The following is a 21,004-nucleotide window of genomic DNA, read 5'->3' on the forward strand; positions in this document are numbered from 1 at the left end:
CCTTCCTGTGAATTCGATTGCATGCCTGACAAGTGAGACGCTGTCTCAGAGCACGTGAGACGCTGTCTCAGACCGCGGCTATGCCCTCCATGCCGGACTCGCCGAAGGCCGGCAGGTCCTCGACCGTCGTCACCTTGGTGAGAGCACCGTCGGACTCGACGCGGAACCCGTCGACGGTGCCCGAGGTGGCGTTCTGGACGTAGACGAACTTCTCGTCCTCGGTCACGGCGAGGTCGATCACTCCCTGTGACCTTCCGGAGGGCGGGGTGGCGATCCCCACCTTGTTGGTCAGGGAGAGCTTGCCGTGCTTGTCCATGCGGTACCCGGTGACAGTGGAGTTGCCGGTGTTGCCGCCGTAGAAGTACCTACCCGCCCGCTCCAACCAGCACAGGACTTCCTGCCCGCTGGCCAGAGGCTTCTGCAGGACCTTCAGCCTGCCGTAGCGTGTCACCTTGTACGTGGTGACCGTGGACTTCTCGGCCTCGGCGACGAGCATTCGCTTGCCGGTCCCGTCGAAGGTGATCGCGAACGGGACACCCCCGGCCGACTTGTTGACGACCGGCCGGGCGACGGCCGGGAGGCCGTTCCGCTTCAACGGGAACACATCGACGGAGTTGTTGCCCTTGGTGGTGACCACCAGGTTGCGTCCGTCGGGGGTGAACGCCACATCGCCTGGTGAGGTGTCGAAGCTGGGAATATCCTTGTTCTTCAGGCCCAGTGAGCGGTGGGACCCGACGAGCGGTTTGAGCCCCTCGCCCGTGATTCTGAAGCCCTGGACACTGCCCGCGCCGCCCGCGTTCATCACGTACGCGACCTTGCCGTGCACCGCGATGCTCGACGGGAACTTCCCACCGGAGCGGACGATCTGGCGGTCTGTCAGTCGCTGCCCTTCGACGCGGAACGAGGTGACCGTGCCGCTGCCGGCGTTGACCGCCAGCAGCAGCCCCGAACGGTCGTCGTAGACGAGTGAGCCCTGGGAGGCGAGTGAGTCGGTCGGGGCATCGACCTGATGGCCGCCCTTGCCGCCGGTCTCGTAGGTGGACGCGGGGCCGAGCCGCCCGTCGTCTCCTCGTGCGAACACATGGATGATGTTGCCGTCCAGTTCGTTGCCCTGCACGAAGAGGGCGTGATCGGCGCCCGCGGAACTGCTGGAATCCTGGCGGGCCGAGGCCGCGGTCACGGCCACGGTGGTCGCCGCCGTGACGGCGAGGGCCCCGCCGACCAGGACGATGCGCCGTGACCTGGGCTTCGCCCGGTGACCGCCGCGCGTGCCCGAGGCCCGGCGCGTACGGCCGCGCTCGCTGTCGATGTCGGTACCCATGGATAAGTCCCCTTCGCCGTGCCCGCTGTGGTGCCGTCCGCGATCTGCGGTACGGCACCACAGTGGCCACAAGGAGAGGGGTGCCGGTGCGAAATCACGGCCGCGTCAGGGTCTCGTAAGGTTTCGGTACGGCCGTGGGGCTCGGCCCCGTGACGGTCGCCGTGGGTCCAGCGCGGGGGCCCATGACCCCTACACACCGCACGATGAACCGGCCCAGGACCGCGTCCCGGCGTCGGCCGGTCCCTGCTCGGGCCCCATCACAGGACCTGTCGGGCACGTCGGCGGTTAACTCCAGTTCCAGCCAGCGGTGTTGGCATCAGACCACTCGCGTGTTGCAGCCTGCCCCCGGAGCAGCCGGCTGACTTGGCCGGGTTGATCTTCGCCATCCCGTGTCCCGCATTTACACCTGCCTAATGGGCGAGTATCTGGTCGCAGCGGCGCGCGAGCTGCTCCGCCGGGCGGTCAACCGTGGCCCACCCCAGCACGTTGCCGTCGGTTTGCCCTTCCGACGCAATCCGACATCTCGAGGCGCACATGCTTCGCTGCCTTCATGATCACGAGGCCGTAAATACGATGCCTGACATGCACTCCCAACCTCGAGTGGCTCCTCGCTCCACCGGAACCAACGAAGCATCGAGCCACCGTGACCTCTGAGGGCAGGCGAGGCAGACGACGAGTCAGCACAGTGATGGCTGCCCCCGTGATGAGGCCCTCGCTGTGCTGCGGGGAGGCGCACGTAGTGGCGGACCAACCCGACACGCGTGCGTGGTGCATCCCCAGCTCCGCTCCACGACCCAACACCCGAGAACGGGCCGCGAACCCGGCCGCGTCCTTCGGCTGGTCGCGGTGCATCTGCGCTCCGAGCGCGCGGGCCTACCTTGGAGGCGAGCGACCGGCAGCGAGAACACCAGTCCCCCGCCCTCAAGGACGGTGCCGTGTAGGCGTGCACGTAGAGCCGCTGCGTGCATGTGCTGGATGCGGAGAAGGGGGATCCGGCACGGCCCGTACGAGGTGAGTTGGGCTGCCGCTCGACACCCCTCAGGGCGGGTGGGACGCCTGACCGTGAGTAAGGTGGCGGCATGTACATGCGCAGGCGAAGAGTCAAGTTCACAGCGATGTCGGCTGTGGTCGTGCTGACCCTGACCGGGTTCTCGTCTGGTTGTGGTCATGCGAGCCGCGACGACTCCAGTTCGTCCAAAGGCTCGTCTGGCAGCGACGCGAAGAGCTCCGCAACGAGCACCGGTCGCGGCGGCGATACACACCGCTCGCAGCCCACCCACAGTGTCACCCCCACCACGCCCCCCCTCCGCCAGTGAAACCGCCCCGCCCCTCAAGGACGGCACCGCGACACTCATCAGCTGCGCGAGCCCGGACGACCCGTACGCGACCGTCGAGATCAGAAATCCGAACGCCCGCGACGCCGTCTTCACCGTGAAGATCGACGTCAAGGACAGGCACGGACTCACCATGATCGACACCGGCAATCAGGTATCGGTGCCCGCGAAAGACAAAGCGACCTACCGTGTAGCCATGGCCAGCACGGGGCGCCTGGACGAGATCGCTCGCTGCGAGGTCAACCCACGGGCCACTGCCGACCGGTGACGGCGCGAGGGCTCTCCGTGTCCGGAAGTCCGCATGGCACCGCACGACCGGCTCCGCTTGCCGGTGCCCCTGCGTGGGTGATGTCAGATCCGGCGAGGTCGTCCGATCGGTCTCTGCCCCGGTCTCTGGGCCGTTTGTGGATGCGGCCGGTCACGGCTCGCTTCCCCGCGTCACCTCTGCCGCGCCAGGTCGGCGGACACCTCCCTCGCGGCGCGCGCACCCGACGCCAGGGCGCCCTGCACTGAGCCGGTCGCTCGGTAGTCCCCGCAGGCGTACCTGCCTGGGCGGAGGCGAGTGGTGCGACTCAGCGGCCAGGGGGGAAGCATCGCCGGCAGCGCACCCTCGACCGTGTAGGCGGCGATCTGCTGCCAACCGCTGGTGTCGGCGCCATACAGCTCGGCCAGCCGCCGGAGCACCGCCGATGACCTGCCGGGCAGGTCCGTTCCCAGTACGGAGGTGGAGATCAGCGCGGCGCCGGGGGGTGCGTAGGTGGGAGCGACTTCGCTGAGTACGCAGGTGTTCAGGATCGCTCCAGTGCTGTCCACCATCAGAGTCGGTCCGGCCATCGGTGTGCTGTCGGTGGCGTGGTAGTAGGTGGTGACGGTGCGTGCGTCCGGCACAGTCACTTCCGGTAGTAGGCGGGTGGCGGTCCCCGGGTCCGTCGCCACCACGACAGTCCTGGCCGGCACCTCGCTCCCGTTGCTCAGCAGCACTCCGGCATCGGTGACCTCCGCGACGCGTGTGCCGAGTTGCAGGGCGTCGTCGGGCAGTCCAGCGGCGAGCTGGGCCGGCACGGCGCCGATGCCCTCCGCCGGCAGGCACAGGGAGCCGCGCACCATGCTCCGCCAGACCAGGTGGAAGAACCGCGCGGAGGTCTCCAGCTTGTCCTCCAGGAACACACCTGACAGAAACGGCCGCAGGATGTCGGCAATCACGGCATCCGACACTCCAGCCCGGGACAGGGCCGCCGAGGTGGAGACATCCCTGCGCCGTCTCGCGGCGGAAGCGGGAAGAACGGCGTCTCGCATCGTGAGTGCCGCCAGCGCGGCCACATCGCGGGCCGAGAAGACCCGCCCAGGCAGCCAGGCCCCGGCCGCACCGTGCTCTCGCGTCGGGTCGGCGAGACGGACCGGCCCTTTCGGCGTGTGCGCGATGAAGCCCGCGGTGAACGGCCGCAGTCGCAGGCTCCTCAGATCCAGGCGTCGCCTCACCTGCGGATAGGAGGTGTTGAACACCTGGAATCCACGGTCCAGCAGGAACCCCTCCCGCCGGTCCGTGCGCATCCGGCCGCCCACACCGTCGGACGCCTCCAGCAATGCCACCCGCCATCCGGCGCGGCACAGATCCAGCGCGCACGCCAATCCGGCCAGACCCGCCCCGACGACCACGATCGGTGCCCGGCGGTGTTCGTCGCTCATGCTGCTCCTCGGTCGACGCGGTACACGTGGCGCGCGGAAGACGGGGCCGCTCGCAGGGCCCTTCGTCCCGGCCAGTACCGGGAACACGCCGACACAGGCCCTACCCGCACGTGGCACCCAGCAGCGCCCGATCCACACCTGGGTGACGCAGCCGCGGCCTCCGGTCCAGCGGACCATGTTCGGTCGGCCGATGCCAGGCGCCACCACGACCAAGTGCCCCTGATGCGGAGACGTCAGTGAGCGACCACTGCCTCCAGGGCAGCGACCGCCTCGGCGAGGCCTGCCGGACGCGCCAGGCCGGGCACCGCCTGACCTGCCCAGCCCGGTCCGAGGGTCAGAACAAACGGCCTGCGGCGCGCTCCTCGTACGCCCCACTCCATGCCGGCCACGAACTGGGCCAGCGGCCTGCTGGCGATGGTACGCGACTGCGCCCACAGCCCCACGGCGGCCGGTCCGGTCCTGCGCACCGCGGCGACGAGCGACTCGGCGGGCAGGGCACCACCGAACATACGCACCGGAACATCCCTCTCCGTCAGCGCGGCGAACAGCACTTCCAGCGGCAGAGTGTGGTTCTCCCCCGGCACGCATGCGAGCACCGTGGTGGCGCCCGCACGGCCGGCGACCGTGTTGGGCGTACTTCGCCGCAGCGCGCCGGAGACGTGCCAGGAAAGGAAGTGCTCGACCTCGACGTACCTGTCCCCCGACGTCTCCCACTTACGACCGACCGCCTGGAGCGTCGGCATGATCACCTCCGTCCAGGCGGGCACGAGCCCGTGCTCGGCGATCGCGGTGAGCAGCAGTGCGTCCAGTGCGGCGCCGTCAAGACGCAAGGCGGCACGCGCGATGCCCCTGCATTCCTGACGTTCGTCACCGAGCAGCAGCCCGCTCCCCGCCCGGCTACGGCCGGGGGCCGACGGCGCCCCCTCCGCCGTCTGTCCGGGCGGGTCCGCCATCAATGGCTCTCCCGCGCGTGCCAGGCGCGCGGCCTCGGCCGGCGGCAATCCGGTCGCCGTCCATGCGCACATCCGCTCCAGCCGCGCCACGTCCCGTGCGGTCCAGCGCCGGTGCCGGCCACCGGTGTGCGCCTCGGGGCCGAGCCCGTACCGGCGGTCCCACGTACGGACCGTGGTGGGGGCCACCCCCAGGCGCCGGGCCACCTCGCCGGTGGTCAGCCTGCCCTCCTGCGGACCGAGCTCGCTGTCCCGGTTTTCACCGGCTCCGGAATCCGCGCTCATGCTGGCACTGTACGACGCATAAACGATGCATGTTGCTTGCGTCGCTTTTGCGTCCAAGACTGGCGACGTGCCCACGGCAGACGGCGAAGCAGCCGTCTCCCCCGCCTCAGGGAAGCACTACGAGGAGGACCTGGCCCTGGGGCCGCGTCGCCACCGTCGCCTCCTGAATAAAGCGATCTGAGGAGGGCGCATCCATGGCACCACGCACCGGCGAAACACAACTAAGACTTCGCACCGCGTAGAGACTCCTATCGAAGAGATGATTCTCATGATCTCCCGGACCCCCATCGCCATCGCCGCCTCGGCCTGCGCTTGCGCGCTGGCCCTCGGTGCGACCGCACCCGTCATGGCGGCTCCCGCGCAGACGCAGGACGAAGCCATGGTGTCCGTCTTTCACGGCATCCCCGGCATGACGGTCGACGTCTACGCCAACGGCGACGAACTGCTCAGCGACTTCAAACCCGGTACGGTGACCGCCCCGCAGTCCCTCGACGCCGGGACGTACGACATCCAGATCTTCCAGGCGGGTCAGAGCCCCGACGGCACACCGGCCCTTGAGAAGGAAGTGAAGGTATCCGAGGGCGGCAACGCCACGATCGCCGCACACCTCACCGCCGACGGCAAACCCCAGCTCACGGCGTTCACCAACGACGTATCGAAGGTCGACGCCGGCAAGGCACGCCTGACGGTCCGCCATGTTGCGGCCGCGCCCGCCGTGGACGTAAGGGCCAGTGGGCAGTCCGTCTTCACCGACCTGACGAACCCCAACGAGGACAGCACCACAGTCGATGCGGGCACCGTGAACACCGACGTCGTCCTCGCCGGCACGGACACCGTGGCCATCGGACCGGCCGACCTGGACCTCAAGGAAGGGACGTGCAACGTCGTCTACGCCTGGGGCAGCGCTCAGGACAAGAACCTGGCCCTGGCCACCCAGACGCTCAGCGGCATGGAATGAATGCCCAACACCGTTCACATGGGCGGCAGCCACTCCGCCATCACACTGAACGCCTCCACCTAGTCGCTGGCCTGGGCCGCCGCGGCCGGAGTGATCACGGTAAGCGGCGCCCCCGTTGTCCCTGCCGAGACCCCAACCGGTGTGACTGACACCCAGCGACGCTGACCGGATGCAAGGGGCGTACCGCTCGATGAGATCTTCGTGAACGACGCGCCTTCGGTCGCCGCTCAGAAGACACTCGGCGAGCACTTCCCCGGCGGGTCCGGCAACCCCGCCGTCATCATCGCCGACGCCGACCGCACCAGCGAGGTGACCGCCGCCGCCCAGGACACCGAGGGTGTGGCATCGGCCGACGCGATCTCTGCCTCCCGGCGGCCCGGGGCGGGGTCACCTGTCGTCGTCGACGGACGTGTGCGGATCGACGCCACGCTGGAGGCCGCCGCGGACAGCGACGCGGCGAAGGCAACGATCGAACGGCTGCGCGAAAACATGCACGCGGTCTCCGGGGCCGGTGCTCTGGTCGGTGGATACACGGCGCAGCAGTACGACACCCAGCAGACCGCGGCCCGGGACCGGGCGGTCATCGTGCCGGTCGTGCTCGCGATCATCCTGCTGATCCTGATGCTGCTGCTGCGCTCCCTGCTCGTACCCGTGCTGCTGGTCGCGACCGTCGCGCTCAACTTCCTGGCGACGCTGGGGGTGTCGGCGCTGGTCTTCGGGCACCTCCTCGGATTCAGCGGCACGGACGCGTCGGTGCCGTTGTACGGCTTCGTCTTCCTGGTGGCACTCGGTGTCGACTACAATATCTTCCTGATGTCCCGGGTACGGGAGGAGGCACTCGTGCACGGCAGCCGGCAGGGAGTGCTGCGGGGGCTGACCACCACCGGCGGAGTGATCACCTCAGCGGGTGTGGTGCTCGCAGCGACCTTCGCGGCCCTGACGGTGATCCCCCTGGCTTTCCTGGTACAGATCGCGTTCATCGTCGCATTCGGCGTTCTCTTGGACACCCTCGTGGTCCGCTCACTGCTGGTGCCCGCACTGGTCATCGACATCGGGCGCCGGGCGTGGTGGCCCAGCGGCCTGGCGCGACGCGGCGTCAGGCCTGATGAGGCGCAGGCGAGGCATCCCGTGTAGTCGGGGCCGGAGTCACGCCGAGCCCAAGTGGACCGTCCAGCAAGCGAGGAAGCGGTCCACGACGGGTAGCCCAGGCAGCCACTGCAGACTCCGCTCGGGTTTACGGAACCGAGCATCCTTCGAGCGCGGCGAGTCCCACCTGTCGAGGATGGCCACGCCCGACACACCGGCCACCATGCCGGCCGCGCCACGGGGGACCGCACGGACCGGCCACAGCGGGCTTGCATACGATCACCGGGTTGCCCGCGCTACGAGGAGCCCGCCCAGTGACCGTCATCCCGCCGCCCCGCACCACGGCCGGTCTGCTCTCGCTGCATCTGCTGCCTCGCCTCGAGGACGGCGAGCAGTTGCACGCGCTCATGTGGCGGGCTGGCTCCGGCTGGCGAATGATCAGCAGCGCCGTCCTGGGTGGCGGAATCGGAGAGCGGACGTGGGTGATGAACGCCCAGGTCCCACACGGCTACTGTCGTTCCGACCCCGAACGTCACATCGCCGCCTTGGCCCAGGATGCCGGCGCGCACGGATCGGGAGTCGGCCTCATGACGGCCGCCGACGTCCAGGCATATGGCCATGCGAGCGACGGCGGCGTCGAAGCCGTCGCCACTGCGGGGCTCGGCGTACGCGGCTGGGCTGCCTCCCCGTCGGTCGGCACGGCCGTGCCGCCAACGCCGGGCACCGTCAACATCATCGCCGCTCTCCCGGTGGCGCTTACCGACGCGGCTCTCGTCAACGCGGTCGCCACAGCCACCGAGGCCAAGGTGCAGGCACTGCTCGATCAGGGGTACGACTGCTCCGGCACCCCCACCGACGCCGTCTGCATCGCAGCGCGCCTCCCGTCTCCCAGTCAGGACCCCCATGCGTTCGCCGGGCCTCGCTCGCTGTGGGGCGCTCGACTGGCCCGGGCCGTACACGAGGCCGTCCGCGCAGCGGCCACGCCCGTAGCGGCATCCGGGCGAGCAAGCAGACGTCCGGCAGCCGGGGCAGGCGCCCTGAGGGGCACGGCCACTACCGCCTAGCCTCGCGATCAGCGCTTCCTGGAGAGCCTGGCGGACAGGCGGATCAGGATGGGAACCCGCGTGACATCGGACCAGGGGTGGGCGGTGTGCAGGCGAAGCCACTGGTAGCCATCGCCGGAGAGGCTGGCTGCTGGACACCTGCGATCCAGCGTCGCGCAGCGTAGATCTGGCGCCCTTCGGACGTAACCCAGCCGCGCCTGTCCGCGCGAACCAGCAGCCGCCGCCGGCCCATCCGGGGGCCAGGCCGAGCGCCGTACTGTCTGTGCAGTGCAGGAAGGCGCGCCAAAGCGTGCCAGCCACGTCCTCCTGTGTTCAGGGGGTGCCGGGGATGGCGGCCAGGACCAGAACGAAGAACGGACCGCGGCCACCAGCACCAACTCCCAGACTGTGGGGGCCGGCAGGGCAGCAGCCGCCACCCCGCCCCGATGCTGAGCACGAGCCCGATTCCCAGCAGCCGGCCTGGCAGTGCACCGCCGCGGCGCAGGTCGTCGACGCGCACGGACGCCGCATCCGACATGGATCCCCATCGCTGCCCGCACGGGCCGTGCCCCGACCCTGCTGCATCATGCGGCGGCGCATCGCGAACGACATGTGCGCAATCCGTGTGAACCGGGTGCCAGGCTGCCGCTGGGAGCAGTGACCGGGGCGTAAGACTCGCCTGGTGCGGTTGCCCCGGTGAGGGACCGCCAAGGGCAGCATCCGGTGCACCGGAGGAGCGAGAGAACGGGAGGCTGCAGGTGGACGCCCCGCCGATCGGGCCGTTCGGCCCCCGCCAGGCAGCCGAGCGCGTGGTGCGACCGCGACGACGACTGCGGTCGGGAGTCACGCAGGCGTCGTCGTTGATTCTCGGCGCCGCGCTCGGACTGGCGCTTCCCCGGATCGAGGGTGGGCCGGCGGTCGCCTCGACGCGCACGGTCGAGGTGCTGGGCGCGGTCGGCGTGTCCGTGCTGGGTGTGACCTCGCTGGTCTTCTCGGTGCTGTTCCTCGTCGTGCAGTGGGCCGCGAGCACCTTCACCCCGCGCCTGGCCCTATTCCGTACCAACCCGCTGGTCTGGCGGGTCCTGGCGTTCGCGATCGGACTGCTCGCCTACACCGTCACCGCGACACTCGCCATCGGGGCGCGCACCACCGTCTCGGTATGGGTGCCCACCGTCGCGCTCGTCCTTGCCGTGCTCGCGATCGTGCTCGTACGCAGGCTGCAGCTCACCGCCTTCCGATCGATTCAGCTCGCCCATGTGCTGGCCGACACAGCCGAGCAGGCCCACCACGTCATCGATGCCTTCTACCCCCGACCTGATGAGGAGGAGCCCGGCATCCGCACGCAGCCCGCACGGGAACCGAGCATTCTGCCTCTGGTGCGGAGCATCGTCAGCTGGGACGGGGCGAGCACCGTCGTGGAACAGCTCGACCTGGAGCAACTGGTGGCGACCGCGCGAGCAGCCGGTGCCGTCGTGATCCTGCGCGTGCCCGTCGGTGCCACCGTCCACCCGGGTGCCCCGGTCGCCGACGTACGAGGTGGCCGACTCGAGACGCGCCAGGTGACGCGGGCCTTCGTCGCCGGCCGCGAACGCACGTACCACCAGGACCCTGCCTACCCGCTGCAAGTGCTCGCCGACATCGGACTGCGCGCCCTGTCTCCCGCCGTCAACGACCCCGCAACCGCCGTCCAGGTCCTGGAGACCGTGGAGGGCCTGCTGCTGCGCCTGGTGACCGCGGACCTGGACGCGGCGTCGGTGCCTGACGCGCAGGGCAGTGTGCGGGTGGTCCTGTGCCTGCGTACCTGGCTGGAATTCCTGACCATCGCCGTCGACGAGATCCTTGGCGCCGCTGTGAACTCGCCCATGGTCCTGTCCTGCGCACGCGATCTACTGAGGCGGCTGGCGGCTGTCGCCTCCGACGACCGCCGTGAACCGGTCGATCAGCGACTGGCGTGGGTCGAGCGGCAACTCGTGGACCGGCACCCGCCGTTCATGCGGCAACCGTCAGGCTGATGCGCCCACCACGCCGGCCAGCGGCGCAGTACGGCCCTCAAGGAACGCACATCAACTTCCTGTGCCGCTACCAGTTCGACGTCACCGCCAGCGGGCCCACCGCAGGCTGCGCCCGTTGCGTGTCCCGTGCGCCCCGATGAAGGCGATGGCGAGGAAGGGCAGGCGGTACGGCGAGGTGCCCTGTGCCGCCGGGTGTCTCGTGCGCGGGTGGATCCGGCGCTTCCGAGTCGTGGCCGGTGGCCGCTTGTCCTTACCGCTGACTGTCGGTGCCGGCGGGATCGGCGGGATCGGCGGGATCGGCGGGATCGGCGGCAGCCTGTACGAGGTTGTGCTCAAGGATGACCGGCCGTTCGAGCGTGATCGTCACCGCGCCTCAGACCCTAGCGTGGCCCCCACCAAGCCGGGGAGACGCTCAATGCCCACACGTCGCCCGGTTGGTGAGCCTTTTCAGCATCGACATCGTGATCACCGCTCCCATAAGGGTCAGGGTCGTCAACGACGAAGATGCGAGCACCAGATCCGACCACGCGATAGCGGTGGACGTCCCCCGAGAGGTCGTCAGGCTCGATGGTGCTCCCCAGAGACAGAATCGCGGCCTGCAATTCTGTGAACCGGGCGCGGGGCGCGAACTTCCCGTACCGCTCGGTCAAAGAGACCGGGACGGAGAGGCCATGGATCAACCGGTGAACCTGCACACTGATCCCGAAACAGGACAGCAGCCCTTCAGCATCAGAGAAAGAGAGCTCCAACAGCCCGTAGTCCCGGCGGAGCAGCCCTGTGCCCGGATCGTCGAAGTAGTCCGGTCCTACTGCGGCTTCCCATGCCTCAGGACTGGATCCGATGCCGGTCCCAAAGACGTCGCAACTCGTGGCGACGTGTGCGTAGAAGTCCAGTTCGGACACCCGTTGATCTCCTTGAGTCAGTCATATGTGCGGACCGAACCCTAACGGCAGGGATGTGCACCATGTAGGACGTGAGCGGGCGGCCCGGCGACGAAGCCGACATTCGACCTGCCCTGTCGGACGGGCCCTAGGTGTGTTGATCACGAGCGTTGTTTGCGCCGGCCGGGCTTCATCATGGCGAAGGCCCGCGGCCGGCGCACCGGACGACCATGCCCTCGGACGCTCACGCGGCGGACTGACCTCCAAGATCCACCTGGCCTCTGACGGCCGCTGCCGTCCCCTGGCCTTCCACGTCACACCGGGCCAGGCAGGCGACGCGATCCGCAGCCGCTCCTCCCCCCACCCGCCGACGCGCCTCCGCCTCACGCGACGCGGCAGCCTCCGCGCAGAACGTGCGCTGGTTCGCCACCGCCACGCCGATGGCGAAGGCACGACGAACCAGCCGAGCTGAGTCCCGTTGCGCAGATCGAATCCGGGAACATGACGTGCGGCCTGGGTCACCAGCACCGCCGCGACACACGCGGATGCGTACAGGGCCGCCACCCGCAGGGACGCGGTCAGCGCCAGCATGTACAAAGGCGGGCGGAAAGACCAGGGCCGTGAGATAGATCGACCACAGGACCGCTGCCAGGACGGCGATCAGCGCGGAAACCGGCCATCTGCGACACGCAGGCAGCGGGACACAGCTCAGCATCGCCGCGCGACCTCCGGCCAGGTCGGCACCTCGCCTTCGACGGCGACCGGCACACTCAGCATCACCGCACAGGACGATCGCACCCAACCGCGCCCGGTTCCGCATGTGTCGACGCTACGTCAGGACGACCCGGCCACCTGTCGGGCGAACCGCCGATCCGGTCCGCCGCAGACTTCGACACCCCGAACAGCGGAGCGAGCCGGCGCATCGTCAAGTTGGTTCGCCAGTACGCCGCGACCAGCAGTGCCCGGTCCTCCAGCGGAAGGCTCCATGGCCGGGCCCTTGCGGACCGCGTCCGCACCCTCACGACGCAGAACCGCCACCAGCTTCCCGAAGGCACGCGGGCTCAGCCCGGTGAACGGGGCTATCCAGGACGGCTCCGACGCCGTGTTCACACCAGCCACACGGAGTCATCTCCTGTGGCCCGGGAACTCCGCGTGATGTCGCGCAGAATCCGATGGTGCGGCACGGCTCTGGCGTCAAGAATCACCAGATGCATGAAGTGAAGCTGTCCGACGGGATCATCACTCTGTCCCCCCTGCGCCTGGACGATGTGGAGGCGCACCTCGCGGGGGAGGACGAGCTACTCGTTCGTTGGCTCAACGGCGGTCCCGGCACGCGGGAGGGCATCGAAGCGTACTTCCGGCACTGCCGGGAGCAGTGGGACACCGCCGGGCCACTCCGCGCGTTCGGCATCCGGATGGGTGCCGACGAGGTGCTCGCGGGCACGATCGACTTGCGGTTCGCAGGAGAAGGTCTGGCACCCGGCCAGGTGAAGGTCGCCTACGGCCTCTATCCGTCCTGGCGGGGGCGTGGCCTGGCTACCCGCGCGGTCCTGTTGGCGTCCCAGTACGCGGCGAGTGAGGGTGGGGCGGAGGCGGTAATCCAGGTGGAGCCGGAGAATCCCACATCTGCCGCAGTCGCGCAGCGGGCAGGGTTCACCCCCGGCAAGCCGACGCACAGCAAGGACGGCACACGCTTCGACTGGTACATCCGGGACCTGCACGCCGCCGCCCGGTGACAACGAACAGTTACGGGACAGCCCTTAGCCGGCGTCAAGCGCATCAGCACCATCAACGGGGTCACCCTTTACAGCGGGGTGAGGACCGAGGCCCAGGCCGTCGAGCTGTGTGCCACCGCCTTCTGCGCCTACAGTTCGAACGTCGGGGTGGTTCAGGCCGCCGACGACTGTGGCGCGCGCTCGTACATTCCACCGAACTGGCGGACGGGGGCCGCCGGGGGTTGGTGGCAGAACAACCTGCCCACAGGCTTCGTCTCCATGTACAACAACACCGGGACCGACATCTACGACACACCCGACGCCTACTCAGTGGACTGGGATGCGAACTGGGCCCCCGTCCGCTTCTGGAAGGTCCAGTGCGGGAACCCGTGACAGGTCGCATGAATCATGCCTGGCGCTAGGGGCGTCGGCCGAGGAATCGTCCGAAGGAGGAAGGTGGCGCCCTCCACGGTCGAGCCCTCCCCCGACCGGCCCGGCCACATCGCCCTTGGGAGCCCCGCCATGTCGGCCAACGCGCCCTGGTGAACGGCGGCACTCGCCCGTTCGGCTGCGGTTGCCTCGCCGGCTGTACCGTCCCGCGCTGTTGTTGACACGGACGTGTCCGTCGAGCGGGAGGTCGTCGCTCCGGACATTCAGCCGGCGAAGTGAGTAGGACGGAGTATGCCCATGCCTCGAATACGCGGGCTCACGGCGGGACGACGACGCCATATCGCGGTCATCGCGGCTCTCGCAGCCGGCTCGACGGTGTTGGCCGGGCCGAGCCCTGCCTGGGCAGGCGGTGCGCCCACGCCTTCCGCGCCCGTCGCACGGCTGGACTGGAGTCAGTGCGTTCCCGGCAGCGAGTTCGACTGCGCGACTATGAAAGTGCCGCTGGACTACAGCGAGCCCGGTGGTCGCACGATCGAGCTGGCGGTGGTCAGACGTGAGGCGACGGCCCCTGGTCGGCGCATCGGCACTCTGTTCTTCAACCCCGGTGGTCCCGGTGGCCCCGGAACGGTGCAGATGCCGGACAGCTACGAGAAGTTCCCGCGCGAGGTGCGGGAGCGGTTCGACATCGTCAGCTGGGACCCCCGCGGGATCGGCAGCAGCACCGCGATGAACTGCTTCGCGAGTCCCGAGGAAGCCGCCGAGTGGAACGCGAGCAAACCGGCGGGATTCCCCGTGGGGGCCAAGGAGCGGGCGGCCACCTTCGCCGCGTACAAGGATCTTGCGTCGCGTTGTGAGAAACGCAACCCGGAGCTGATACGGCATGTGTCGACCGCCGACACCGCCCGCGATCTCGACCGGCTCCGCCAGGCAGTGGGGGACGCGCAACTCACTTATCTGGGCATCTCTTACGGCACGATCCTGGCCGCCACGTACGCCAACCTGTTCCCTGACAAGGTCCGCGCCATGGTCCTGGACGGCAACTGGGACCCGCAAGCCTGGACGAACCACGGAGTCGACGACCGGCCCCGCCTCACCAGCTTCCTCCGTCTGGGCTCGGACCGCAGTGGGGCGGAGACCCTGGACAAGTTCCTCGACCTGTGCGGGGCCACGACCGCCGCCCGCTGTGCGTTCTCCGCCGGCAGTCCTGAGGGGACCCGGGACAAGTACGACCAGCTGATGCAGCGGCTGCGGAAGGATCCCGTGGGCGCCTGGACCTATCCCGCCACGGTCGACAGCATCATGAACGGCCTCTACGTCGTCCACCCCGGGTGGACGGATCTCGCGGGCAGGCTGCAGGATCTGTGGAGGGGCCGCGAGCCCCAGCCGCCCACTTTGCCGCCCCCGCCGGCGGTCAGGAATCCGAATCCGTACGTGGGCGAGGAGCAGGGGACCTCGGTGCTCTGCGGCGACAGTCCCAATCCGCGTGACCCCGGTGTCTACCCGGCCTTGGAGGAGGGCGCCGCCGCCCGCGGGGGCGACGCGGGACGCCACTGGACCTGGGCCACCGCGGGATGCACCTACTGGCCGCTCTCCCCCGACCACTACCGCGGCCCATGGAACACTCCGACGGCACACCCCCTGCTGGTCATCGGCACCGCCTACGACCCCTCCACCCCCGCCCCCGCCGCGCGAGCCATGGCCAGGGAACTGGCGGACGCCCGCCTCCTCAACCTCGACGGGTACGGGCACACCGCACTGCTCAATCCCAGCAGCTGCATCCAGGCCCACGAAAGCCGCTACCTCATCGACGGCGTCCTCCCGCCGCCCGGGACGACGTGCCGGGAGCAGGACACGCCCCCCTTCGCCACACCCAGGCCGAACGGCGGCGTCTCCACCGGCGGAGGTGGCATGGCCGGCACCACGGTTCCCTGAACACACCCGTTGCCGCCACGCCGGTACGCCGGTACGCCGGTACGGCGGTACGGCGGTACGGCGGTACGGCGGTACGGCGGTACGCAAGTGAAGTACCCGCCGTGGGCGGCCGGCGGGAAGGTACCAGGGTGAGTCCTGCCTAGGTGTGTCACACCCAGGCAGGACTGGCTAGGAGCGGCCTAGCCTGAAGTGGTGTCCAGTAACGATCTCGGAGATTTCCTGCGCGCCCACCGCGCGCGCCTGCGACCCGGCGACGTCGGGCTCGCCTCCTATGGCACACGCCGGGTGGCGGGGCTGCGACGGGAGGAGGTCGCCGTCCTGGCCGGCATGAACAGCGACTACTACGCCCGCCTCGAGCAGGGCCGCGAGCGGAGCCCCTCCCCCGGGATCCTCGAGGCCATCAGCAACGCGCTGCGGCTGGACGACGAAGCACGAGAGCACATGTTCCGGCTGGCGGGCACCGCACCGGAAGGCGAGCGACCCCAGCCGCGGGAAACGGTCGGTCCTGCGCTGCGGCAGCTGCTGGACGGATACCCGAACGCCGCCGCGTTCGTCCTGAACCCTGCCAACGACTTCCTGGCCTCGAACGCGCTGGCCGACGCGCTGTTCTCACCGTTCGAGAACGTGGACAACTTGGCCCGCATGACCTTCCTCGACCCGGCCGCCCGGACCTTCTTCACGCATTGGGGGCGGGCAGCGCAGGCGGTCGTCGCCGGACTTCGCCATGCCACGGGACTCGACCCGCACTATCGGCGCCTGCACAACCTCGTCGGCTCCCTGACCGAGGCGAGCGAGGAGTTCGCCTCCCTGTGGCCCTCGCACACCGTGCATGCGAAGACGCGCGACCGCAAGGAGCTTCTCCACCCGGACGTGGGGCCCCTCGACCTCACGTACCAGGTCTTCGACGTGCGCGGAGCGCCGGGCCAGCAGCTGGTGATCTACCACGCGGAACCGGGGAGCCCCGGCGCCCAGGCGCTCGCCTTGCTCGGCAGCCTCCACGCCGTCGGGTCGTGAATCGCCAGTTGGGGCGAGGTCAGCGGCGGGTGAAGCGGTAGCCGGCGTGATGGAGGCTGCCGTCACGGAATTCGCCGAAGGCCCAGAAGCCGAGGTCGTCGAGGTAGTCGATGCGGTTGCCGGTGATCCAGTAGCGGCCCTGGTAGGCGCTGCGGCGGTTCCCGCGGGCCTCGTCGTAGCGCCCGTCGGGCAGCAGCTCCTGGCGCACGAAGTCGTTGTCGTCGATCCACATGCCGAGGAACGGGTGCGCCGGGTCGTGGGCGAGTGTCCCGTCGGTGGCCACCCGCGGGGTGGTGTCGGACGGGTCGAGGGAGCGTCCGTCGTAGAGGCGGACCTTTCCGCCGGTTATCAGGAGGTCCAGGTGAGTGCCGCGCGCCGGGACCGCACCGGTGGGGGTCCCGGGGGCGTCGGCCAGACGCAGGACGGCGATGTCGGCGGGCCGGCCGGGCGTGAGAGTCGCGCTCGTGCGGGCGCTGGTGAAGTCGGTGGCGGCGGGGAGCACGAGGGTCCCGGCACAGTCGATGACGATCATGTTGTCGTCGTCGGCCGCGGTCAGCAGGCCGGGGCCGACTCCCACGATCACGGTGCCGCCGATGAGGACGTCGGCTTCCTGCCAGTCGCCCAGCACCGGGTTGCCGGTGATCACGGTGGCCCCGGTCAGCAGGAGCGGTCGGCCTTCCGGGGTGCGCAGATCGCGTACGACGACGCTGTCATCGCGGTGCGTGCTCGCCCAGGGCGTGGGGGTCATGTCTGTACCTGCTTCCGTCATCGGGTGAGGCGGGGAGAACGCCGGGGGCGGTTGGGGACGGCTGGGGTCACACGGTGGACGCGTTCAGCACGTACGCACGAGAAGCCGCGACTTGGGCGCGCAGGGCGGGCAGGTTCACGTCGAGGACCTGGCCGTTCCACTTGCGGGGCTCTCCGTTGATGAGGACGGCGCTGACGTTGCGGGCGTCCGATCCCAGGACGACGGTGCCGATCGGGTCGTTGAGCGGCATGTTGTTGAGGTCCTCGGCCTGGAGCACCAGCAGGTCGGCCTTCTTGCCCGGGGCGAGTGAGCCGGTGACGCCTACCAGCCCGTTGGTGCGGGCGCCCTGGAGGGTGGCGAAGTCCAGGACGTCGTGGCTGGTGATGCGGGATGGCTGTTGGTCGGTGCCGTGGACGGCGTTGACCGCGCGCATCCGCTGGATGGCGTGCAGGGACCGCATCTGCGTGAACATGTCGCTGGCCAGTGCCACCTCGACGTCGATACTCAGACCGGGCCGTACTCCCACCGACAGGGCCTCGTCGATGGCGGGGATCGCGGTCTCCAGCCCTATCTGGGCGTCCGAGGTCGGAGCCAGGGCGACGGTCGTGCCGCTGTCCCCGATCGCTTTCCACGCCTGCGGGGTCAGACCTGTGGCGTGGATGAGGGTGAGGTCCGGGCCGAGGAGGCCGTCCTTTTCCCACGCCAGGACGGCGGTCGAGGAGGCGGTGCCGAACACGGCGTCGACGCTGACACCGATACCCAGGTCCGCCGCCGTGCGGGCGAGTTCGGTGCCGTAGGCGAGGGCGGGCCCGGCGATCTCGTCCGTGGCCAGTGCGGCCAGGCGCAGTGTCAGGAGCTGATCGGCGCCGGCGAAGTAGGTGTCCTTCAGGCGGGCCAGGTCGCCGGGCCACTGCTCGTCCCAGTCACCGAAGTGTGGGCCCATGGAGGCGTGCACGCCCCGGATCCCTGTATCGAGCAGGCCCTGGACAGCGGCGTCGGAGTGCTCGGGGGTGCGGGAGTTGTGGGAGAAGTCGAGCATGCAGGTGATGCCGCTGTCGATCGCCGTCAGGGCGGCCAGCTTGGTGCCGACGTACATGTCTTCGGGCCGGTAGACGGTGGCGTGGCCGGCGAGGGTGGACCTCACATAGGCACCGAGGTCGTCCACGTCCGGCATGATCCGGCGCAGCTGTGCCTGCCAGGCGTGCCGGTGCGTGTCGACGAAGCCCGGCGTGAGGATCGTGCCGGACGCCTCGACGACCACCGCGCCGTCCCGGTCCAGGCGAGAACCGACCGCGGTGATGGAGTCGCCCTCGACGAGCAGGTCGGCGTCGTGCAGGACGCCGAGGGCGGGGTCCATGGTGACGAGGGTGGCGCCGGTGAACAGAACGCGCCGCATCGGGTCGGCGGACCGCTGTCGGATCTGTTCGAGTACGGCAGGGCAGGTGGTACCGGACGGAGTCAAGGGGAAGTCCTGTTCGTCGTGCCGGGGCGAGGTGCCTGTACGGGGTGAGTGACGCCCCAAGCCTCGGCCCATCCGACGGCGGCAAACAGGCCGCCCTTCGCCCAGGTACAGCACACCCAGGCTCACCGCAGACCAGCTCGCCTCCCTCGCCGGGGGGCTGCGCACGACCCGGCATACAGCCCGTGGCCACCGGGCCGGCTTCTATTCTCGAGCTGCCTGCGGCTGGCCGCGGTCAGCACGCAGTGGCTGGCGGCAGACCACCCACGGTCGCGATCCGCACCGGCCGGACGCGCCTACGCGTCGGGGCACTACCCGGTTACGGCTTGCAATGAACGGCCTCGACCCGGGTACTCGCAAGGTGCCGGGCCGCGCACGGCCACCACGAAGGGGCAGCCCGTCGGCTGGGATTCAGCGAATCCACGATCTTTCGGTGAATCCATGATCTTCGACCGAGAGCGGATGAGCATGACAACAGTGCAAGGGCAGAGGCGCCCAGCGACGGTCGACGAAGAGGCCGCCGGACCGCTTGCTTCACCGGTCGGTTCACACAATGAGTGGGACCCGCTGGAGGAAATCCTCGTCGGGCGCCTCGACAGTGCGACATTCCCCTCCCGCCACCCGGTCGTCACCTGCAACGTCCCCAACTGGGCAGGCCGACTGCTGGGGTTGGCAGGCGGCTTCCGCTATCCGCGCCTGCTGCTGGAGCGCGCGCAGCAGGAACTCGAGCAGTTCGTCGACCTCCTGCACGCCCTGGACATCACGGTCAGGCGTCCGGACGCCGTCGATCACAAGCGCCGCTTCCGGACCCCCGACTGGTCCTCCCGCGGCTTTTGCAACACCTGCCCGCGCGACAGCATGCTCGTGATCGGCGACGAGATCATCGAGACCCCGATGGCCTGGCCGTGCCGGTACTTCGAGACCCACTCCTACCGCCCAGTCCTCAAGGACTACTTCCGGCGCGGTGCCCGCTGGACGGCAGCGCCCAAGCCGCAGCTCACCGATGAGCTGTTCGTGCCGGGTTTCAGGGCGCCGAAGCGCGGCGAACCGCTTCGGCACATCCTCACCGACTTCGAGCCCGTCTTTGACGCCGCGGACTTCGTACGCGCCGGCCGGGATCTGTTCGTCACGCGCAGCAACGTCACCAACCGGATGGGTATCGAGTGGCTGCGACGCCATCTCGGACCCGGCTACCGGATCCACGAGATCGCCAGCCGTTGCCGCACGCCCATGCACATCGACACCACCTTCGTCCTGCTCGCCCCCGGCAAGGTCCTGATCAACCCCGAGTACATCGACGTCGACCACCTGCCCGACGTCCTCAGCTCCTGGGACATCCTGGTCGCGCCCGAGCCCGACCCGATCGATGACCGGCTGCTCAAGATCACCTCGATGTGCGGCAAGTGGCTCAGCATGAACGTGCTCATGGTCGACGAGAAGCGGGTGATCGCCGAGCGCCATCACACCGGCATGCTCCGCGCTCTCGAACGGTGGGGGTTCGAGCCCATCCCGAGCGACCTGCTCCACTACGCGCCCTTCGGCGGCTCCTTCCACTGCGCCACGCTCGACATCCGGCGTCGCGGCTCTCTTCAGTCGTACTTCGACTGACTGGCGCAGGGGTTTCACACCAGGGCGAAGCCCTATCCCCGGCCTAGGACCTCACCGAGCCAGCTGCGTGCGGCGCGATGACACTGATGAGCTCAATTCGTCGGCGCGGCGCATTGAGCCTTTCAGCGTGGCCACCGATCGGGTGACGCCGGTGGGTGACGACGTCACCCACCCCGCCGGCGAGGTGCTCTGGATCTCACCGGCACTGCCGGGCCACACCCACGACCTGACCGCGGCTCGCACCCACCGCATCATCCGGATCTGCCAGCGTCAGGGCGTCCCGATCCTCGCCGGCCGCGCCTACCAGCGCGCCGGCCCCTGGGGCACCACCGGACTCAAGCCGCCACCGGGCGGTGAACTGGCTCTCACCCAACGCACCGTCAACCGGGCCCAGGCCGCGACGCGGGCACCGGTCGAACGCGGCATGGCACGGCTGAAGTGCTGGCAGATCTTCCGCAGATCCCGCATCAGCCCCAGCCTCCTAATGATGTTGTCAAGCCGCCTCAGTGACGGGGAGGTTGCTCTGGTGCACTGTCCGTCACGGAGGAGAGCGCACAAGACGTTCACTCCTCGGCGGCGAGG

At 69.4% G+C, this 21,004-nt stretch carries 15 protein-coding genes and 4 pseudogenes; 12 read left to right on the top strand and 7 right to left on the bottom strand.

Annotated elements, in window-relative coordinates; all coding sequences use genetic code 11:
- Nucleotides 1–67: 67 nt before the first annotated feature.
- Complete coding sequence (locus tag ACHBTE_RS15590) at nucleotides 68–1,321, bottom strand: lactonase family protein (RefSeq protein ID WP_394724406.1); 1,254 nt, start codon at nucleotides 1,319–1,321, stop codon at nucleotides 68–70.
- Nucleotides 1,322–2,752: 1,431 nt separating this feature from the next.
- Here ACHBTE_RS15590 and ACHBTE_RS15595 point away from each other — a divergent pair.
- Complete coding sequence (locus ACHBTE_RS15595; protein ID WP_394724407.1) at nucleotides 2,753–2,923, top strand: hypothetical protein; 171 nt, start codon at nucleotides 2,753–2,755, stop codon at nucleotides 2,921–2,923.
- 170 nt (nucleotides 2,924–3,093) lie between these two features.
- On the opposite strand, the gene ACHBTE_RS15600 is transcribed toward ACHBTE_RS15595, so the two are convergent.
- Together ACHBTE_RS15600 and ACHBTE_RS15605 are read right to left on the bottom strand one after the other, a co-directional pair.
- A complete protein-coding gene (locus ACHBTE_RS15600; RefSeq protein WP_394724408.1) occupies nucleotides 3,094–4,341 on the bottom strand; it encodes an NAD(P)/FAD-dependent oxidoreductase in 1,248 nt (415 codons plus the stop codon).
- 233 nt (nucleotides 4,342–4,574) lie between these two features.
- Nucleotides 4,575–5,576, bottom strand: coding sequence for a MerR family transcriptional regulator (locus ACHBTE_RS15605; protein WP_394724409.1), 1,002 nt, complete (start codon nucleotides 5,574–5,576; stop codon nucleotides 4,575–4,577).
- A gap of 268 nt (nucleotides 5,577–5,844) precedes the next feature.
- Here ACHBTE_RS15605 and ACHBTE_RS15610 point away from each other — a divergent pair, with 268 nt between their 5' ends.
- The 4 genes and pseudogenes from ACHBTE_RS15610 (at nucleotide 5,845) to ACHBTE_RS15625 (ending at nucleotide 10,675) form a co-directional block, all read left to right on the top strand.
- Nucleotides 5,845–6,534: a DUF4397 domain-containing protein gene (locus ACHBTE_RS15610; RefSeq protein WP_394724410.1), complete on the top strand. Its 690-nt coding sequence runs from the start codon at nucleotides 5,845–5,847 to the stop codon at nucleotides 6,532–6,534.
- Nucleotides 6,535–6,705: 171 nt separating this feature from the next.
- A pseudogene (locus ACHBTE_RS15615) lies at nucleotides 6,706–7,668 on the top strand (MMPL family transporter); the annotation flags it as partial.
- Between the two features lie 266 nt (nucleotides 7,669–7,934).
- Nucleotides 7,935–8,684: an adenosylcobinamide amidohydrolase gene (locus ACHBTE_RS15620; RefSeq protein WP_394724411.1), complete on the top strand. Its 750-nt coding sequence runs from the start codon at nucleotides 7,935–7,937 to the stop codon at nucleotides 8,682–8,684.
- 737 nt (nucleotides 8,685–9,421) lie between these two features.
- Nucleotides 9,422–10,675 carry a DUF2254 family protein gene (locus ACHBTE_RS15625; RefSeq protein WP_394724412.1) on the top strand — a complete coding sequence of 418 codons (1,254 nt, stop codon included), beginning with the start codon at nucleotides 9,422–9,424 and terminating at the stop codon, nucleotides 10,673–10,675.
- Between the two features lie 380 nt (nucleotides 10,676–11,055).
- Here ACHBTE_RS15625 and ACHBTE_RS15630 read toward each other — a convergent pair whose 3' ends face one another.
- Nucleotides 11,056–11,577, bottom strand: coding sequence for a hypothetical protein (locus ACHBTE_RS15630; RefSeq protein WP_394724413.1), 522 nt, complete (start codon nucleotides 11,575–11,577; stop codon nucleotides 11,056–11,058).
- Nucleotides 11,578–11,791: 214 nt separating this feature from the next.
- Here ACHBTE_RS15630 and ACHBTE_RS15635 point away from each other — a divergent pair.
- Nucleotides 11,792–11,896 (top strand): annotated as a pseudogene (locus tag ACHBTE_RS15635) (IS5/IS1182 family transposase); the annotation flags it as partial.
- Between the two features lie 529 nt (nucleotides 11,897–12,425).
- Here ACHBTE_RS15635 and ACHBTE_RS15640 read toward each other — a convergent pair.
- Nucleotides 12,426–12,675: pseudogene (locus ACHBTE_RS15640) on the bottom strand (transposase family protein); the annotation flags it as partial.
- An 89-nt stretch (nucleotides 12,676–12,764) separates the two neighbouring features.
- Here ACHBTE_RS15640 and ACHBTE_RS15645 point away from each other — a divergent pair.
- From ACHBTE_RS15645 to ACHBTE_RS15660, 4 genes are all read left to right on the top strand, one after another.
- Nucleotides 12,765–13,292, top strand: a complete 528-nt coding sequence (locus ACHBTE_RS15645) for a GNAT family N-acetyltransferase (protein WP_394724414.1) — start codon at nucleotides 12,765–12,767, stop codon at nucleotides 13,290–13,292.
- Nucleotides 13,293–13,370: 78 nt separating this feature from the next.
- Nucleotides 13,371–13,664: a hypothetical protein gene (locus tag ACHBTE_RS15650; protein ID WP_394724415.1), complete on the top strand. Its 294-nt coding sequence runs from the start codon at nucleotides 13,371–13,373 to the stop codon at nucleotides 13,662–13,664.
- 294 nt (nucleotides 13,665–13,958) lie between these two features.
- Nucleotides 13,959–15,593 (top strand): alpha/beta fold hydrolase, encoded by a 1,635-nt coding sequence (locus tag ACHBTE_RS15655; protein WP_394724416.1) that lies wholly within the window; start codon nucleotides 13,959–13,961, stop codon nucleotides 15,591–15,593.
- A 192-nt stretch (nucleotides 15,594–15,785) separates the two neighbouring features.
- Nucleotides 15,786–16,607: a helix-turn-helix transcriptional regulator gene (locus ACHBTE_RS15660; RefSeq protein ID WP_394724417.1), complete on the top strand. Its 822-nt coding sequence runs from the start codon at nucleotides 15,786–15,788 to the stop codon at nucleotides 16,605–16,607.
- 19 nt (nucleotides 16,608–16,626) lie between these two features.
- Here ACHBTE_RS15660 and ACHBTE_RS15665 read toward each other — a convergent pair whose 3' ends face one another.
- A complete protein-coding gene (locus tag ACHBTE_RS15665; RefSeq protein WP_394724419.1) occupies nucleotides 16,627–17,355 on the bottom strand; it encodes an Atu4866 domain-containing protein in 729 nt (242 codons plus the stop codon).
- 67 nt (nucleotides 17,356–17,422) lie between these two features.
- Nucleotides 17,423–18,817, bottom strand: a complete 1,395-nt coding sequence (locus tag ACHBTE_RS15670) for an amidohydrolase family protein (RefSeq protein WP_394724420.1) — start codon at nucleotides 18,815–18,817, stop codon at nucleotides 17,423–17,425.
- Between the two features lie 465 nt (nucleotides 18,818–19,282).
- Between ACHBTE_RS15670 and ACHBTE_RS15675 the strand changes: the two genes are divergently transcribed.
- Both ACHBTE_RS15675 and ACHBTE_RS15680 read left to right on the top strand, forming a co-directional pair.
- Nucleotides 19,283–20,422: an amidinotransferase gene (locus ACHBTE_RS15675; RefSeq protein WP_394724422.1), complete on the top strand. Its 1,140-nt coding sequence runs from the start codon at nucleotides 19,283–19,285 to the stop codon at nucleotides 20,420–20,422.
- A gap of 163 nt (nucleotides 20,423–20,585) precedes the next feature.
- Nucleotides 20,586–20,918 (top strand): annotated as a pseudogene (locus tag ACHBTE_RS15680) (transposase family protein); the annotation flags it as partial.
- Nucleotides 20,919–21,004: the final 86 nt, after the last annotated feature.

This window comes from Streptomyces sp. M41 (assembly GCF_043673425.1).
Taxonomy (GTDB): domain Bacteria; phylum Actinomycetota; class Actinomycetes; order Streptomycetales; family Streptomycetaceae; genus Streptomyces.

Bases quoted from the DNA above. Each gene is read 5' to 3' on its own strand.
- ACHBTE_RS15590 (WP_394724406.1), bottom strand. From the start codon at position 1,321: ATGGGTACCGACATCGACAGCGAGCGCGGCCGTACGCGCCGGGCCTCG.
- ACHBTE_RS15600 (WP_394724408.1), bottom strand. From the start codon at position 4,341: ATGAGCGACGAACACCGCCGGGCACCGATCGTGGTCGTCGGGGCGGGT.
- ACHBTE_RS15645 (WP_394724414.1), top strand. From the start codon at position 12,765: ATGCATGAAGTGAAGCTGTCCGACGGGATCATCACTCTGTCCCCCCTG.
- ACHBTE_RS15675 (WP_394724422.1), top strand. From the start codon at position 19,283: ATGACAACAGTGCAAGGGCAGAGGCGCCCAGCGACGGTCGACGAAGAG.
- ACHBTE_RS15605 (WP_394724409.1), bottom strand. From the start codon at position 5,576: ATGAGCGCGGATTCCGGAGCCGGTGAAAACCGGGACAGCGAGCTCGGT.
- ACHBTE_RS15610 (WP_394724410.1), top strand. From the start codon at position 5,845: ATGATCTCCCGGACCCCCATCGCCATCGCCGCCTCGGCCTGCGCTTGC.
- ACHBTE_RS15665 (WP_394724419.1), bottom strand. From the start codon at position 17,355: ATGACCCCCACGCCCTGGGCGAGCACGCACCGCGATGACAGCGTCGTC.
- ACHBTE_RS15655 (WP_394724416.1), top strand. From the start codon at position 13,959: ATGCCTCGAATACGCGGGCTCACGGCGGGACGACGACGCCATATCGCG.